This window comes from Hamadaea sp. NPDC050747, from assembly GCF_040654195.1.
GTDB lineage: Bacteria > Actinomycetota > Actinomycetes > Mycobacteriales > Micromonosporaceae > Hamadaea.
In genome coordinates this window covers 228,918-243,705 of record NZ_JBFAHM010000004.1, presented here as the reverse complement: position 1 = coordinate 243,705, position 14,788 = coordinate 228,918, and the positions used below count along the sequence as shown (strand labels likewise).

At 72.0% G+C, this 14,788-nt stretch carries 13 protein-coding genes; 4 read left to right on the top strand and 9 right to left on the bottom strand.

Annotated features, from left to right (window positions below):
* Positions 1-5 precede the first annotated feature (5 nt).
* Positions 6-1,235, top strand: coding sequence for a phospholipase D-like domain-containing protein (locus tag AB0H43_RS10455; RefSeq protein WP_359998979.1), 1,230 nt, complete (start codon positions 6-8; stop codon positions 1,233-1,235).
* 4 nt (positions 1,236-1,239) lie between these two features.
* Here the strand turns inward: AB0H43_RS10455 and AB0H43_RS10450 are convergent, their stop codons facing one another.
* Complete coding sequence (locus tag AB0H43_RS10450) at positions 1,240-3,192, bottom strand: SDR family NAD(P)-dependent oxidoreductase (protein WP_359998978.1); 1,953 nt, start codon at positions 3,190-3,192, stop codon at positions 1,240-1,242.
* Between the two features lie 71 nt (positions 3,193-3,263).
* On the opposite strand from AB0H43_RS10450, the gene AB0H43_RS10445 reads away from it, so the two are divergent.
* A complete protein-coding gene (locus AB0H43_RS10445; RefSeq protein ID WP_359998977.1) occupies positions 3,264-3,704 on the top strand; it encodes an SRPBCC family protein in 441 nt (146 codons plus the stop codon).
* Positions 3,705-3,746: 42 nt separating this feature from the next.
* On the opposite strand, the gene AB0H43_RS10440 is transcribed toward AB0H43_RS10445, so the two are convergent.
* Positions 3,747-5,351, bottom strand: a complete 1,605-nt coding sequence (locus AB0H43_RS10440) for an NAD(P)/FAD-dependent oxidoreductase (protein WP_359998976.1) — start codon at positions 5,349-5,351, stop codon at positions 3,747-3,749.
* A gap of 141 nt (positions 5,352-5,492) precedes the next feature.
* Positions 5,493-6,899, bottom strand: coding sequence for a glycosyltransferase (locus AB0H43_RS10435; protein ID WP_359998975.1), 1,407 nt, complete (start codon positions 6,897-6,899; stop codon positions 5,493-5,495).
* Positions 6,900-7,050: 151 nt separating this feature from the next.
* Here AB0H43_RS10435 and AB0H43_RS10430 point away from each other — a divergent pair, with 151 nt between their 5' ends.
* Together AB0H43_RS10430 and AB0H43_RS10425 are read left to right on the top strand one after the other, a co-directional pair.
* Positions 7,051-8,322 carry an amidohydrolase/deacetylase family metallohydrolase gene (locus AB0H43_RS10430; protein WP_359998974.1) on the top strand — a complete coding sequence of 424 codons (1,272 nt, stop codon included), beginning with the start codon at positions 7,051-7,053 and terminating at the stop codon, positions 8,320-8,322.
* A gap of 3 nt (positions 8,323-8,325) precedes the next feature.
* Entirely contained in the window at positions 8,326-8,703 is a 378-nt protein-coding gene (locus AB0H43_RS10425; protein WP_359998973.1) for a RidA family protein, read from the top strand.
* 98 nt (positions 8,704-8,801) lie between these two features.
* Here AB0H43_RS10425 and AB0H43_RS10420 read toward each other — a convergent pair whose 3' ends face one another.
* Genes AB0H43_RS10420 through AB0H43_RS10395 form a run of 6 tightly spaced genes read right to left on the bottom strand, consistent with a single transcriptional unit; the run spans position 8,802 to position 14,785 of the window.
* The gene (locus AB0H43_RS10420; protein ID WP_359998972.1) at positions 8,802-9,260 is read right to left on the bottom strand and encodes a hypothetical protein; all 459 of its coding nucleotides are present in this window, start codon (positions 9,258-9,260) and stop codon (positions 8,802-8,804) included.
* Complete coding sequence (locus AB0H43_RS10415) at positions 9,257-9,796, bottom strand: HAD domain-containing protein (RefSeq protein WP_359998971.1); 540 nt, start codon at positions 9,794-9,796, stop codon at positions 9,257-9,259. Before AB0H43_RS10415 ends, AB0H43_RS10420 begins: the two co-directional genes overlap by 4 nt.
* 11 nt (positions 9,797-9,807) lie before the next feature.
* Positions 9,808-11,535, bottom strand: a complete 1,728-nt coding sequence (locus AB0H43_RS10410) for an IucA/IucC family siderophore biosynthesis protein (RefSeq protein WP_359998970.1) — start codon at positions 11,533-11,535, stop codon at positions 9,808-9,810.
* Positions 11,525-12,061 carry a GNAT family N-acetyltransferase gene (locus tag AB0H43_RS10405; RefSeq protein WP_359998969.1) on the bottom strand — a complete coding sequence of 179 codons (537 nt, stop codon included), beginning with the start codon at positions 12,059-12,061 and terminating at the stop codon, positions 11,525-11,527. Before AB0H43_RS10405 ends, AB0H43_RS10410 begins: the two co-directional genes overlap by 11 nt.
* Positions 12,058-13,359: a SidA/IucD/PvdA family monooxygenase gene (locus AB0H43_RS10400; RefSeq protein ID WP_359998968.1), complete on the bottom strand. Its 1,302-nt coding sequence runs from the start codon at positions 13,357-13,359 to the stop codon at positions 12,058-12,060. Before AB0H43_RS10400 ends, AB0H43_RS10405 begins: the two co-directional genes overlap by 4 nt.
* Positions 13,346-14,785, bottom strand: a complete 1,440-nt coding sequence (locus AB0H43_RS10395; RefSeq protein ID WP_359998967.1) for an aspartate aminotransferase family protein — start codon at positions 14,783-14,785, stop codon at positions 13,346-13,348. The genes AB0H43_RS10400 and AB0H43_RS10395 overlap by 14 nt, the downstream gene beginning before the upstream one ends.
* Positions 14,786-14,788 lie beyond the last annotated feature (3 nt).

The window sequence follows — 14,788 nt, the reverse complement described above, 5'->3', positions numbered from 1 at the left end:
CGTCCATGACGCTTCGACTTCCGGCTCGCCGGCTCTGGGCCGGCGCGGCCGCGGCCGCGATGCTGGGCGCCCTGGTGGCGATCGTTCCCGGAGCGCCCAGCGCCGCGGCCGTCTCGTCGGCCTCCGCGGTCATCGGCGGGTACCCCGTATGGGCGCACTTCTCGAACCCGGACGCCGGGCGGGACTACACCATCCACACCGAACTGCAGCGGTTGATCGACAAGACGCCGGCCGGTGGCACGATCCGGGGCACGATCCACTCGCTGAGCATCGACTCCGTCGCCGACGCGCTGCTGCGCGCGCAGAACCGGGGCGTCGCCGTCTGGGTCGTCGTCGACGGCAAGAACGAGGCCTCCGCCGATCCCGCGGTGACGACGATCAAGCAGCTGGCGCACTACAAGTTCTGCCAGAACACCAACGGCGGGCACGGCTGCATCAGCACCAGCGCCGACGGCGACATGCATACGAAGATGTTCACGTTCAGCGGCACCGTGGACCCGAACGGCGCGACGCGCTCGAACGTCGTGTGGTTCGGCTCGGCCAACCTCACCTACGCGACCGGCCCGGACGCGTTCAACAACGCGATCACGGTGTACGGGGACTCGGCCCTCTACGCGGGGTTCGTCGCGAACTTCACCGACATGTGGAACCGCCGCCACTTCACCGGCAACGACTACTACGACGCCGCCTCCAGCCGGGGCTACTACCTGGGCACCGCTGCGGACGCGTACGCGTCGCCGGAGGGCGCGGGCCAGACCGACACGATCGTGAACCGGCTCAACGACATCACCCCCAACAGCGACTGCCGCCTGCGCATCGGCATGGCCAGCGTCACCGGCGGCCGCCCGGAGCTGGTCAGCCTCGTCCGACGCTTCCGGTCCGCCGGATGCGCGGTGTGGATGGCCGTCGGGACCGACGCGGCCGGCGGGATCGCGATGGACAGCGGCGTGTACGCCGACCTGTTCGCCGCCGGAGTGAAGATCCGCCGGAAGGACCACGTGCACGACAAGTTCTTCCTGCTGTACGGGCTCAACGGGTCGGCATACCAGTATCGGGTCTACACCGGCTCGCAGAACTGGACGCAGGACGCCCTCAACGAGAACGACGAGATCTTCGTCAAGATGGGGCCGGAGACGGGTGCCACGCATCCGCTCTACGACGCGTACTACACGCACTTCAACGACGCGTATAACACCGGCGTCACCTGCACGGCGTCCAGCTATCCCTGCCGGTGATCGGTCACGACGGGGCGCGGCCGTCGAGCATCAGGCGGCCGGCCCGGTCGAGGTGGCCGAGGTCCCCGGTGGCGACGAGACGTCCCCGGGGCAGCCAGCCGCCGACGTGCACCGCCCCGGTCTCGCCCGGCAGCGCCGGCCGGCCGTCGTCGGTCAGGACGTGCAGGCGTACGCCGGTCGGCGGTCGCCCGACCGTGCCGGGGGCGGCCTTCAGATCGGCCGGGGTCGCCATCGCGGCCCAGCCCGCCTCGGTCGAGCCGAACAAGTTGTAGACACGGTCGCCGAAGACGTCGAGCAGCTGCTGCGACAGCTGCGGGTCCAACGGTTCCGCGCCGGTCACGATGCGTACGCCGCGCGGCAGCTCGGCCGCGTCGGGCTGGGCGGCCAATCCGGCCAGATGCTCGGGCAACGCGAAGATCGCGGTCGGCCGGTGTTCCCGCGCCGCGGCGAGCACGGCCGCGGGATCCTTGCCCGGCACGAGGATGACGGGCGCGCCCAGCGCCAGACCCGCCGCCAGATAGCTCAGGCCATAGCCGTGGTACGCGGGAACGGCGACGATGATCGGTCGGCCCCGCCGGATCGGGATGTGCCGCAGATGGGCCAGCGCCGGGCCGAGCAGCGTACGCCAGGTGAGGTTTCGGCGTATCAGTCGTGGTGTCCCGGTGGTGCCGGACGTGAGGACCGTGAGCCGGCCGCGGACCGAGGGACGGCCGAGCGGGCCGCCGGGGCCGCCGACGAGCGTGGACCACGGCGTGCCCGGCGCGTCGTCGGAGACCAGCACGGCCAGCGTGTCCGGCGGATCGGCGTTCGGAGGCAGCAACACCGCGTCGACACCCAGCAGCCCGGCCGCGCTTGCGGTGATCGCGAGCCCGCGATGGGTGGCGCAGCGGATGCCCACCCGGTCGCCGGGACGGACGCCGCGGTCGCGTAGCGCGGTCGCGCAGGACAGCGCCGCCGACCGAAGCTCGCCGCGTGTGAGCGACCCCGTTCGGTCGACGACCGCGACCTCCCCGGTCCGCCCACCGGCGGTGGCCGCCGCGAGTGTCCACCCGAAGCGGCGGCTCGCCCAGGCCAGCCGGAGCATGCGCAGCGGATCCACGAGCACCACCGCTCGCAGCGGCAGCAGACGGGCGCTCGCCGCCATGCCACGCTCCACCGGGCCCTTGAACGCGGTGGCCAGCACCTCGCCCGGCCGGGACCACCAGGGCTGCACCGTACGCGGCCGCCGGGCGACCGCGCGGCACACCGTGCTCGCCGCCTCCTCCGGACTGGCGGCGGGATAACGCCGCAGGTACTTCGTCGGTGCGCTCATCCGGGTCCGGACCAGTCCACTGTAGAAGCTCGTCACGGTGATGCCGTCGAGCCGCAGTTCCGGGGCGGCACACCGCAGCCACACGTCGAATGCCGCCTTCGACGCGAGGTACGACGACCAGTTCTGGCCGGGCGTCAGCACCCCGGCCGTCGACACGTTGACGATGTGACCCCCGCCGGCCGCCCGCATGGCGGGAAGCAGCGTCAGCAGCAGCCGGACCGGGCCGAGAAAATTCAGGTCAGTGGTACGGACGACATCGTGGAAGCGGTCGGCGGTGTCGGCCACCGACCGGCGGATCGACCGGCCCGCGTTGCACACGACGACGTCCACCCGGCGATGGTCGCGCAGAATCCGTTCGCCCAGCCGTTCGGCCTGCTCCGGATCCGACAGGTCGGCCGGGTACGCGTACGCCCGCCCGCCTGCCGCCTCGATCGCCGTGCGTACCTCGGCGAGGCGGCTCTCGGTCCGCGCCGCGAGCAACACGACCGCGCCCGCCGCACCGAGCCGGACCGCCGTGGCCGCGCCGATGCCCTCCGACGCCCCGGTGACGAGCACGATGCGGCCCGCCACCCGCCGTCGCAGCACCCGGTCGCCGATCCCCGGCGCGACGATGCCACCGATCAGCTTCAGCCAGTGGGCTCCCATCGGCCGCACGATAGCGGGTCGTCGATCGCCGGACCAGGACTAGCCCGGCCGAACGAGGGTATCCGCAGGTCATGGCGGTCGTGGAAAAGGTCGTGCCGGTGTCGGCCGACCGGGTGTTCGCAGTGCTGGCCGATGGCTGGACCTACAGCGACTGGGTGGTGGGCACGGCCCACATCCGGGACGTCGACACCGACTGGCCCGCTCCCGGGTCGCACATCTACCACCAGGCCGCCGGCTGGCCGCTCGCGCTGAAGGACAAGACCGTCGCGGTCAGCTGCGACCCGCCCCACGAACTGGTCATGCGACCACACCTGTGGCCGTTCGGCGAACTCACCGTCCGGCTGCGCCTCACCGCGCTGAGCCCGCAGGAGACCAAGGTGACGCTGGCCGAGGAGTTCGCCGCCGGACCACTGCGCTGGACCCGCAACAAGCTGGACGACCTGCTGCTGCACTACCGCAACCGCGAAGCGCTGCGCCGCCTCGCTGAGCTGGCTGCCCGGCGGTTCGCGTGACCCTCGACCGCGGCGCGCCCGGCGGCGCTGTGCGGATCTGAGTCAGCCGCCGTACAGGGCGCGTTGCGTACGCCGGATCGCCGCGCCATAGAAGGGCCCGGTCACCGGCCGCTCGCGGGCCAGCGCCGCCCGAGCGGCGTTGGCTCCCGGTGCGCCGTGCACGCCGCCGCCCGGGTGCGCCGAAGCGCTGGCCAGGTAGAGCCGGTCGATCGGGGTGTCCGCCCGGCCGAGACCCGGCACCGGGCGTAGGAAGAGCTGCTGGTACGCCGCTGACGTGCCGCCGTTGAGCGCGCCGCCGACGAGGCTCGGGTTCTCCTGTTCCAGCTCGGCCGGCCCGCTCACCACCCGGGCGACGACCGTCTTGGCGAAGCCGGGAGCGTGCTGCTCGACCAGGTCCTCGAGCCGGCCGGCGCAATCGGCCACTTCCGCCGCCGTCCACTGCGACCGGTGCGGCAGATGGGTGTACGCCCACGCGCACTCGGTCCCCGCGGGCGACCGGCTCGGGTCGGCGGTCGTCATCTGCCCGACGAGGACGAACGGGCGGTCCGGAACGCGACCGTCGGCGAGGTCGAGCGAGGCCCGCGTGAGCCCGGCGACGTCCCCGCCGAGGTGCACCGTCCCGGCGCCGACCGCTTCACCTGCCGACCACGGGATCGGTTCGCTGAGCGCCCAGTCCAGCTTCACGGTCGCACCGTCCCACTGGAACCGGGTCATGTCGTCGGCCAGCCCGGCGGGCAGTCGTTCCGGGCCGATGAGGTTCAGATACAGCGCCGGCGCCGGTACGTCGGCGAGCACTGCACGAGCGGCCGGCCAGCGGCGACCGTCGGCCGCTGACACTCCGGTGGCCCGGCCGTGCGCCGTGTCGATCCGAGCCACGCGCACGCCGTAGACGATCTTGCCGTGCCGGGCGAGCAGCCGGGCGACCAACGCGTCCGTCAGGCGCTGTGCCCCACCGGCGGGCACCGGAAAGCCGTGCCGCTGTCCCAGCATGGCCAGCAGCCAGCCGTAGACCCCGCTCGCCGCGTCGAGCGGCGTCAGGTCCGTGTGCAGGGCGAGCCCGGTGAGCATGGCCCGGGCGCCCTCGCCCCGGAACAGCTCCGCCGCGAGCGTACGGGCGGGCAGCAGCAACCGCCGGGCCAGCCGGGCCGCACCTGCCGCGCGCAGGTCCCGCAGCACCCGGATCCCCGCGCGCACCGGCGGGAACGGGCTCAGCAGCGCAGCCGTCACCTGGTCGCCGAACCGATCCCAGTCCGCCGCTGCCGCCGCCCAGCGATCGCCGTCGCCGGCCGCGAACGCGTCGACCGAGGCGGCCGTCTCGGCCACCTCCCGCGACAGCACAACCGCCCGGTCGTCCGGCAGCACGTGGGCGAGCACCCTCGGCGCATGCCGCCAGCGCAGCCCGTACGCGGGCAGGTCCAGCGCGGCCAACGCCGGAGAGCACGCCGCCAACGGGTAGAACGCGCTGCACAAGTCGCTCAGATAGCCGGGGGCGACCAGTTCGGCGGAGCGTACGCCGCCACCCGGGCGGTCCGTGGCCTCCAATACGAGCACCTGCCAGCCCGCGTCGGCCAGCATGTTGGCCGCCACAAGGCCGTTGTGCCCCGCGCCGACGACGACTGCGTCGGGAACAGACGGTCCGGACCGCACGCGGTCACCCGGTTCGCGGTCTGCCTGCGACACGGAACTGCTCGATCGCGTCGAGCTGCGCCGCCCGTTCATGATCCACGAGAGTCGTTTACCCAGGTGAGGCCGCTTTACGCGTCACCCGTGCCGCAGGTGAGGGACTCGTCAGAGGAAGCGGCCGAGCAGGCCGGCCCAGCGCAGCAGGTGACGGTCGCCGAGATACTCCTGGTGGACGAAGTCGTGGGCGGCCTCCCCGATCCGGGCCGCCTCGGTGCGATCGTCGAGCAGGCGGCGTACCGCTCCGGCGAAGCCGGCCGCGTCCGACGGCTCGACGAGCACCCCACGACCGTCGCCGAGCTGGTCCAGGATGCCGCCGACGGCGGACCCGACGACCGGCCGCCGCTTCCACATCGCCTCGGCGACGGTCAGCCCGAAACCCTCGGCGAGGCTCTTCTGCGCGATCACCGTGGCGTGCCGCTGGAGCGCGTTCACCATGACGGCGTTCTCGTCGAGATCCTCCAGCGGCAGGCTCGCCAGCACCGTCCGGCGGCGGCTCTCGCGCGGCAGCGCCTGCCACACCGCTTGGCATTCGGCGTACACCTGGGCGCCTTCGGGATCGTCGCCGACCTCGTCGACCTGCGGGCCGGCCAGCACGAGGCAGCCCGGCCCGGCGGGGGCGACCCGCTGGGCGAACGCCGTCAGCACTCCGGCCATGTCCTTGAGCCGGTCCCAGCGGGAGATCTGGACCAGCATCGGTTCGTCCGGGCTCGGCAGTTCGTCGGCGAGCAGTTTGGCCGTCCGGGTCACCTCGCCGGGACGGCCGTCGCGCCGGATGAACCGAGCGGGTCCGTCGGCTCCGCCGGTGAAGACTCCGCAGGCACGCAGCACGGCCTCCACGGTCGCCGGGTCGAGGTCGGCGTTCTTGGGCGCGGCCGGGTCGATGGACGGCGGGATGACCACCGTACGCTCAGCGGGCAGGAAGTCCGGCCGGTAGTGGGCCAGGGAGAACACGTACGCCTCCGCGGCGGTCAGATGCGGCCGCAGGAACTCCCAGGCCTCCTGACTGACCGGCGTACGCCGATCGGCGCCGATGTGGCAACGCCAGATCACGGTGACACCCCGCGCGGCCAGACCGGGCGCCATCCCCGCCGTCTGCGGGTCGTGCAGCACCACTATGTCCCCGGGCCGGGTCAGCTCGCCGACCGCTGCCGCGTTGATCGCCGTCGCCCGTGCGTACGCCGCCGCGTCGGACTCGGTCAGCGGCGGTCCGCCGGCCGCGCCGTGCATTCGGTTGTGCAGCCGCTTGGTGATGTCGAAGAACTCCGCCTCACCGCCGACGACCAGCCAGTGCACCGGCAACTCCGCGTCGGCCAGGTAGCCCATCAGCACTTGGAGCATCTCGGCGACGCCGCCGCCGGTGGCCGTCGAGTTGACCTGCCACACCGTGCGCCCGCCCAACCGGCGGCGCAGCTCGTCGGCGGACTCCCAGAGCGCTCGCAGCCGGTCCGGCCCGATCACCTCCCCGAGGTCGGCCAGCGAGCGGCGGGGCGGGCTGATCAACTGCGGCGTCATCGGTCTCCTTTCACCGCCATCGATCTTTCCATGCCCGGTGCCACGCGGATAGGCCGAATGTGCCGTCTCGGACGTCCTCGTCACGGTTCGCGAGACACGCCAGACGATCCCCGTGTGCCACCTCCGCGAAACATCGGGCAGGATCAACCACATGAGATGGGATCTAGTGCTCCGCGGCGGCGACGTCCTGGACCCCACCCGGCCGGGCGGGCCGCGCCGGGCCGACGTGGCGGTCGCGCGTGGCCGGATCGCCGCCGTCGATCCCGGCCTCGCCGCCGACCCGGCCGCCGCCGGAGCCGAGACGCTCGACGTGTCCGGGCGCCTGGTCACGCCGGGCCTGGTCGACCTGCACACCCACGTGTACGCCGGAGCGACCTACTGGGGTATCCACCCCGACCCGACGGCGTGGCACTCGGGCGTCACCACGTGGGTCGACGCCGGATCGGCCGGGGCCTTCTCGTTCCCTGCCCTCGACGAGCGCGTACGCCGGTTCGCGGTGGACGTCCCGGCGTTGCTGAACATCTCGGCGGTCGGGCTCGTGGCGTCCACAGGGGAGTCCCGGGCCCTGGAGAACTGCGACGTCGAGCTGGCCGTGTCGACCGCGCGCGCCTTCCCGGACCGCGTACGCGGCTTCAAAGTGCGCGTCGACCGGCACGCCGTCGGCCCGAGCGGGCTGGAACCGTTGCGCCGGGCGATCGAGGCAGGCGAGGCGTGCGGCCTGCCCGTGATGGTCCACATCGGAGCAGCGCCGCCTTCGCTGGGCGAGATCCTGCCGTTGCTGCGGGCGGGCGACATCGTCACGCACTGCGCCAGCGGGATCGCGGCCGCGGCGCTGCCGGGCGGACTCGACCCGGCCGCCAAGGAGGCGTACGCCTCGGGAGTCGTCTTCGACATCGGCCACGGCTCGGGCGGCTTCGCCTTCGACATCCTGGAGGCGCAGCTGGCCGCCGGGCTGAAGCCGCACACGGTCTCCAGCGACCTGCACGCGCGGTCGCTGCACGGCCCGGTGTTCGACCTGCCCACGACGATGGCCAAGATGCTGGCGGTGGGCTGGCCGCTGGCGGACGTCGTGGCGGCCGCGACCAAGCGGCCCGCCGACGTGCTGGGACTGGCCGCCGGGACGATCGACGTCGGCGCCCCGGCGGACCTGGCGGTCTTCCGCCTCGTCGAGGAGCCCTGGACGGTCGCCGATGTGCACGGCCAGGTACGCACCGCGCCCACGCGCCTGGTGAACGAGGCGACCTACCGGGCCGGTCGCCGGTTGCCCGCTCGGCTGCCGGAGCCGCCCGCGCCCTGGATCCCGCTGACCGACTCCCAGCGGGCCGCCCTGGCGGCCCGGGACGAGGCGATCCGGGCCATGATGACTCGTCCGCTGGTGAGCCCGGACGCGCTCGCCGAACAGTACCCGCGTAGTGGAGGTTGACCTGTGCCCAAGAAGATCATCCGCGCTGACGACGTCGCCGCTTCCCCGGCCCCACTGTCGCACGCCATCGTCGCCGGGGAGTACGCCCACCTCTCGGGCCAGGTGCCGATGCTGCCGGACGGCACGTGGGTCAAGGGGACCTTCGCGGAGCAGGCGCGGGCCGCGTTCGACAACCTCGCCAAGGTGGCCCGGGCCTGCGGCGGCGACCTGAGCCAAGCCGTACGCGTCGGCGTCTACCTGCGCGACTGGGCCGACTTCGCCGAGATGAACGAGATCTACCGCGAATACTTCCCGGCCGACGGCCTGCCCGCCCGGACCACCGTGCCGGTGGCGCTCAACGGGTTCGACATCGAGGTGGACGCGGTCCTCTACCTCGGCTAATCCGGCGCGGCTGGCCCGGCGCGGCCCGCCCCGCCCCGCCCGCCCCGCCCCGCCCGCCCCGCCCCGCGCGGCCCGCCCCGCGAGGCTGGCCCGGCGGGCTAGTCCGGCGCTGCCCGCCGGAGCGGGGGAGCGCTCGCGACTTCCGGAGGCCTGGATACCTCATCGGCCGTCGGTGAGGTATCCAGCCTTCCGGAGATCATCAACGGCCCGCCGGTGAAGAGCCCCGCGACGATCAACGGGATCAGCACAGCCCCGGCGAAGAGTTCGGCGTACGCGGCCCAGCCGTCGAAGGGGCGCCCGCCGTCCAGCACGACGAACACGCCCGGCACGCCACAGCCGACCCGGGCCACCGCCGGAAGCAGTGCGGCGACGGCGAGCTTGCGCGACCGGAACACGGCGGCCATTCCGAGTAGAAAGCCGGCCAGTGCCGCCGAGATGATCAGGCTGACGACGGTGTCGCCCGCGTCCTCGACGACCCCGGACCGATGGGCGGTCACCCCGGTCCCGACGTGCAGCAGGCAGACGGCGGCGGCCAGGCCGAACAGCGGACGCGTCATCGGGTGCGGAGACGCCGCAGGTGCCGATGCAGGGCCAGCCGCCGGCGTGGCCGGACGGGGCCGCCGTCGAGCGTCGCCGCCCAGCTGAGCGCCTCGTCGACCATCGCACGGGTGAGGCCCTCAGCCGGGTCGGCCGCGATCAGCAGCGTCGGCTCGGCGCGCCGATCAGCCCATGCGTACGCCTCCGCCGTCAGCATGTCGTCGATCCACACCGCCGGGCGCCCCTCGGCATACGCGGCGATCGCGGGGACCTTGTCCTCCGGCCGGAACGGCGCGGGCGGGAACTGGATCACCGGCAACTGAGCGAGCCCGAGGAGCGGCGCGAGCAGCCGGTTCGCGTTGACCCCCCAGCCGGTCGCCCAGATCAGCTCGTACGCCTCCCCGAGATCGGCCAGCCACGACGCGTGGCCTTCACAGAGGCGTACGGGCTCCTCGGCCGGGAAGAAGGCGTACTCGCCGAACCCGGCGGGGCAGCTGACGGCGGCGTAAGGATTGAGGACGCCGTCGACGTCGAGCAGGAGCATCGGACGGGGCACGGCCTTCGATGCTACACGCCGCCGCCACCCCGCTGGGCGGTGTGGAGGGGATTGGCGAGCGTACCCACGAGTTGCAGCGAGCCGGACGGGTCCGTGAGGTCGACCATCTGCTGGTTGTTCCGCAGTTGCAGCCGATTCAGGCAGGACAGGTCGAACCGCTCGGCGAACATGTCGTACTTGGCGAACCGTGCGGCCAGCGCCGGATTGGCGGTCTGATAGTCGCGGACGCAATCCGCCACCACCTGCCAGAACGACGCCTCGGGCAGCACGGGCTCCAGCCGCGGCGCGAGGAAGCGGAAGAAGCAGTCCAGCACGTCGGTGAAGAGCGACAGCAGCTTCAGCTCGTCCGGCACGGTCACCCGGATCCGCTCGGCCTCCGCGGGCAGCGGCAGGTCCGGGTCCATCACCGCGATCTCCTCGGCGATGTCCTTGAAGATCGCGCGGACCGGCACGGCCCGCTCGTCCAGCACCAGGATGACGTTCTCCCCGTGCGGCATGAAGACCAGCTCGTACGCGTAGAAGCAGTGCAGCAGCGGGGTCAGGTACGCGTCGAGGTACCGCCGGAGCCACTCCGCGGCGGGCAGACCCGAACGCGTGATCCACTGGACGGCGAGGTCTTCGTGGAGCAGCGCGGCCATCGTCGTGAGCTGTTCGCCGGGGGCGACGACCGGGCTTTCCCGCCACAACGCCGCCAGCATTTTTCGGTAGGGCGAGCCCTTCGGCGCGGCTTGGGCGTACTGGGGGTGGCGGTAGCCGATCGCGGCCCGTTCGCGCAGGATCGTCAGCCCGGTCTTGGCGAGCACCGGGTCGTCGGCGATCAGCCCCGCGAGCCACTCGTTGATCGCGGGAGTGGCCTGCATGTACTCGGCCGACAGCCCGCGCAGGAAGCCCATGTTGAGCACCGACAAGGCGGTCTTCACGTAGTGCCGGTCCGGCGCGCTGACGTTGTAGAAGGTGCGCACCGACTGCTGCGCCTGATGGAGGTCGTCGCCGTCGCCGAGGTGGACTATGCGGCGCTGGGCGATCTCACCGGCGAAGGTGACGGCGATCCGGTTGCGCCACTGCCACGGGTGCACCGGCATGAGGTGATAGTCGCCGGGGTCGTCGAGGGACGCGGTGAACCGCTCCAGAGTGGACGGATCAAGCTCACCGGTGATCAGCGACTCGTAGGTGACGTCGGAGCACGAGGTGAAGGCCGAGACCGACCGGTGCACGGCGATCCAGGTCAACCGGACGGGGTTCGCCGCCTCCGGGGCGTACTCGTGGAAGTCGCTGAGGCTGTAGCCGAGGCGGCCGTTGTTGGCGACGAAGCAGGGGTGGCCTTCGGTCATGCCGGTCTCGATGGCCTGAAAGCCGGCCGTGCTCAGATCCACCGGCGGCCGGTCGAGCTTGTACGCGAGCCCGGCGAGCGTGCTGGTGATCTCCTCCAGGTAGACGGGTAGCACGGTGGAGCTGAGCCCGAGAGTGTCGCGCAGATCCAGGATGAGGTCGACGGCGTCGACCGGCAGCCGTACGCCGTCCCAGACCCGGCTCACCGAGTCCGGATCGATCTGCCAGTGGTCGAGGGCGAAGAGGCGGGCGGCGAAGCGATACTCGGTGCCGGCTGCCCGGACGGCGAATTCGTCGCCGTGCGGGATGGGCGTGAGCAGCCGCTCGTGGGCGAACTCGGCCAGCGCCTTGGCCGCCAGGTGCCGGTTGGCGCGCGCCCACAACTCGGGGCGCAGGTGCTTAATGGACATGACGACTCCTTCGCTGGGCGTGCTCGAACGCCGCGCGGGTGCAGAAGCTGAGCAGGGCTTCCTTGTGCGGCAGCCGGACCTTCTCGGCGATCTCGAAACCGGCGTACGCGTTGAGCGTGTGCACGGCGGTGTTTCGGGCGTCGGGTTCGACCACGACCCGGTGGGTGAGCGGATCGGCGAACAGCAGGTCGAGGACGGCCAGGATGACGGCGCGCGTGAAGCCGGGGATCGGCGTCTCGGCCGGGGCGACGAGGAAGTGCATTCCGACGTCGCCCGGCCGCACCGGGTACGCCCCGGCCAGTTCGTGCCGGGGGTCGTAGCGTTCCATGAGGAACACCGGCACACCGTCCCGCGACCCGATCAGCGCGTCGTGGCCCGGCCGGGCGGCGATCGCGGCGTACTCGGCGGCCACGTCGCCGAGGGAGGCGTGCCGCATCATCCAGAAGGCCGCTTTGGGGTGGGTGACCCAGCCGTGGAGCAGTTCGGCGTCGCCCACGGGGTCGACGTGCCGCACCTCGAAGCTCATGCGGGCACCCCGAACTCCTGGACGGCGATGGCCTTCTCGACCGGGTACGCCTCCCGCCCGAGCATGTCCCGCAGGATGACCGAGTTGCGGTACGCCCCCATGCCCAGATCCGGTGCGACGAAGCCGTGCGTGTGCAGTTCGCCGTTCTGGAGGTAGACGGCGCCGGACTGTCCATTGTCGATGCGATAGTCGCGGCTGACCGCGAACCGTCCCGCCGGGTCCCGGGCGAGCAGGTCGCCGATCGGGCCGAGGAACTCCGGCTCCGGCTGCCGATAGCCGGTGGCGAGCACCAGCGCCTGCGTTCGCAGCTCGAAGCCGGCGCCCTGCTCCTCGTGCCGCAGCCCGAGGGTGTAGATGTCCTGGCTAGCGTCATAGGACGCTCTACGCAGTGCGGTGTTCGTCATGAGCCGCGTACGCGCGCCCCGGCCGCCCGGCCGGATCCGCTGTTCATACAGCTCGTCGAAGATCGCGTTGATCAGGTCCGCGTTGATGCCCTTGTAGAGCTGTTTCTGGCTCACGTTCAGCGCGTCGCGTACGCCCATCGGCAGCGCGTGGAAGTAGTCGGCGTACTCGGGGGAGGTCATCTCCAGCGTGAGCTTGGTGTATTCGAGCGGGTAGAACCGCGGCGACCGGGTGATCCAGGTGAGGCCGTAGTCGTGGCCGTCGTCGCCCCGGCTCGTGAGGAGATCGTGGTAGATCTCGGCCGCGCTCTGGCCGCTGCCGACGACGGTGACGCTCTCCTTGGCGCGTATCGCGTCCCGCCGATCCAGGTACGCCGAGCTGTGCACTACGCCGGGCAGCCCGGCCGCGGCCGGTGGCAGATGCGGGACTGTGCCGACGCCGAGCACGAGCCGCCGTCCGCGGAAGGTCTCGCCGCTCGCGGTCGCGGCGACGTACGCACCGTCGTGGTAGGACACAGAGGTGACGTGCCGCCCGAATCGGAGGGATCTCAACTGGTGGGCGGCCCAGCGGCAGTAGTCGGCGTACTCCCGGCGCAGCGGGAAGAAGCTCTCGCGGATGTAGAACGAGTACAGCCGCCCCGAGTGCTTGAGATAGTTGAGGAACGAGTACGCCGACGTCGGATCGGCCAGGCTGACCAGGTCGGCCAGGAACGGCGTCTGGAGGGTGCTGCCCGGCAGCAGCATGCCCGGGTGCCAGTCGAAGTCGGGCTTGCGCTCCAGGAAGACGCCGTCGAGGCCGAGCGGTTCTGCGAGGCAGGCCAGGCCCAGGTTGAACGGGCCGAGCCCGACGGCCACGAAGTCGTGCGTCCGGGTGTCGTGGACCTCATGCTGCGACAAGGCTGCTCCCCAGATAGGTCTCGGCGTGCTGAGCGAGGAGATCGAGGACCGCGCTGACGTCGTCGACGGTGGTACGCGGATTGAGCAGGGTGAGCTTCAGGTAGTGGCGGCCGTCGACGACGGTGCTCGCGACCATCGCCTCGCCCGATTCCGCGATCGCTCTGCGCGCGTACAGGTTCGCGGCGTCGGCCTGTGATTCGGCGGTGACGAAGCGGAAGACGAGCGTGCTCAGCTGGGGCCGGACGAGGACTTCGAAGCGGGGGTCGGCGTCGAGGATCCGCCAGCCGGCGTCAGCCAGGTCGACGACGGCGTCGAAGAGCGCGCCGACGGCGTCCGGCCCCATGATGCGCAGGGTCAGCCACAGTTTGAGCGCGTCGAACCGGCGGGTCGTCTGCGGGCTCTTGTCGACCTGGTTCGGGATCTGTTCCTCGGCAGCTCGCTTGGGGTTGAGGTAGTCCGCGTGGTAGGTCGCGTGCCGCAGGACGGCGCGGTCGCGGACGAGGACGGCGCTGCTGCTGACGGGCTGGAAGAAGGACTTGTGGTAGTCGACGGTGACGGAGTCGGCCCGTTCGATCCCGTCGAGGAGCCGCCGCCGGCGGGAGACGAGCAGTCCGCACCCGTACGCCGCGTCCACGTGCAACCACACCCCGGTACGCCGGCACAGGTCGGCGAGCTGGGGGAGGGGATCGATGCTGCCGAAGTCGGTGGTGCCCGCGGTCGCGACGACGGCCATCGGCACGAGCCCGGCCTGGCGACAGGCGTCCAAGGACCGCTGCAACGCTTCGGGTGACATCCGGCGGTCGGCGGTGCCGGGGACGGAGATGACCGCGTCCTCGGCCAGCCCGAGGAGCTTGGCCGCCTTGGTGACGCTGAAGTGGGCGTACTCGGAGGCGAACACGCGCAGCTGATCGGCTGGGCAAGCGAAGCGGTCCAGCGCCTCGTCGCGGGCCAGCATCAGCGCGTGCACATTGGACTGCGTACCGCCGCTGGTGAAGACGCCGTCGGCGAGCGGCCCTAGGTCGATGCGCGCGGCCGTCCAGTCGATCAGGCGGCGTTCGATGAGTGTGCCGCCCGCGCTCTGGTCCCAGGTGTCGAGCGAGGAGTTGACGGCCGACAGTACGGTCTCGCCCAGCAGGGCGGGCACGACGACCGGGCAGTTGAGGTGGGCGAGGTAGCGGGGGTGGTGGAAGTAGACGGCGTCGCGGAGGTAGACGCGGTCCAGTTCGTCGAGGGCGGCGGTGGTGTCGCCGAGCGGGTGGTCCAGGTCGATCGCGTCGATGTCGTCGGCGAGCCGGGCGGGGGAGATCCCGGTGAACGGCCGCCCGGCGGAGGTGATCCGCCGGGCGACTCGCTGCGCGCCGTCCGCGACCGCCAGCCGGTACCGGTCGGCTCCGGCGGCGTCGAGCAGGTGCGACAGGGCCTGCATCTC

What these genes read in the sequence shown, in the direction of transcription:
- AB0H43_RS10455 (WP_359998979.1), top strand. Translation starts at nt 6, where the DNA reads ATGACGCTTCGACTTCCGGCTCGCCGGCTCTGGGCCGGCGCGGCCGCG.
- AB0H43_RS10450 (WP_359998978.1), bottom strand. Translation starts at nt 3,192, where the DNA reads ATGGGAGCCCACTGGCTGAAGCTGATCGGTGGCATCGTCGCGCCGGGG.
- AB0H43_RS10445 (WP_359998977.1), top strand. Translation starts at nt 3,264, where the DNA reads ATGGCGGTCGTGGAAAAGGTCGTGCCGGTGTCGGCCGACCGGGTGTTC.
- AB0H43_RS10435 (WP_359998975.1), bottom strand. Translation starts at nt 6,899, where the DNA reads ATGACGCCGCAGTTGATCAGCCCGCCCCGCCGCTCGCTGGCCGACCTC.
- AB0H43_RS10430 (WP_359998974.1), top strand. Translation starts at nt 7,051, where the DNA reads ATGAGATGGGATCTAGTGCTCCGCGGCGGCGACGTCCTGGACCCCACC.
- AB0H43_RS10420 (WP_359998972.1), bottom strand. Translation starts at nt 9,260, where the DNA reads ATGACGCGTCCGCTGTTCGGCCTGGCCGCCGCCGTCTGCCTGCTGCAC.
- AB0H43_RS10410 (WP_359998970.1), bottom strand. Translation starts at nt 11,535, where the DNA reads ATGTCCATTAAGCACCTGCGCCCCGAGTTGTGGGCGCGCGCCAACCGG.
- AB0H43_RS10405 (WP_359998969.1), bottom strand. Translation starts at nt 12,061, where the DNA reads ATGAGCTTCGAGGTGCGGCACGTCGACCCCGTGGGCGACGCCGAACTG.
- AB0H43_RS10395 (WP_359998967.1), bottom strand. Translation starts at nt 14,785, where the DNA reads ATGCAGGCCCTGTCGCACCTGCTCGACGCCGCCGGAGCCGACCGGTAC.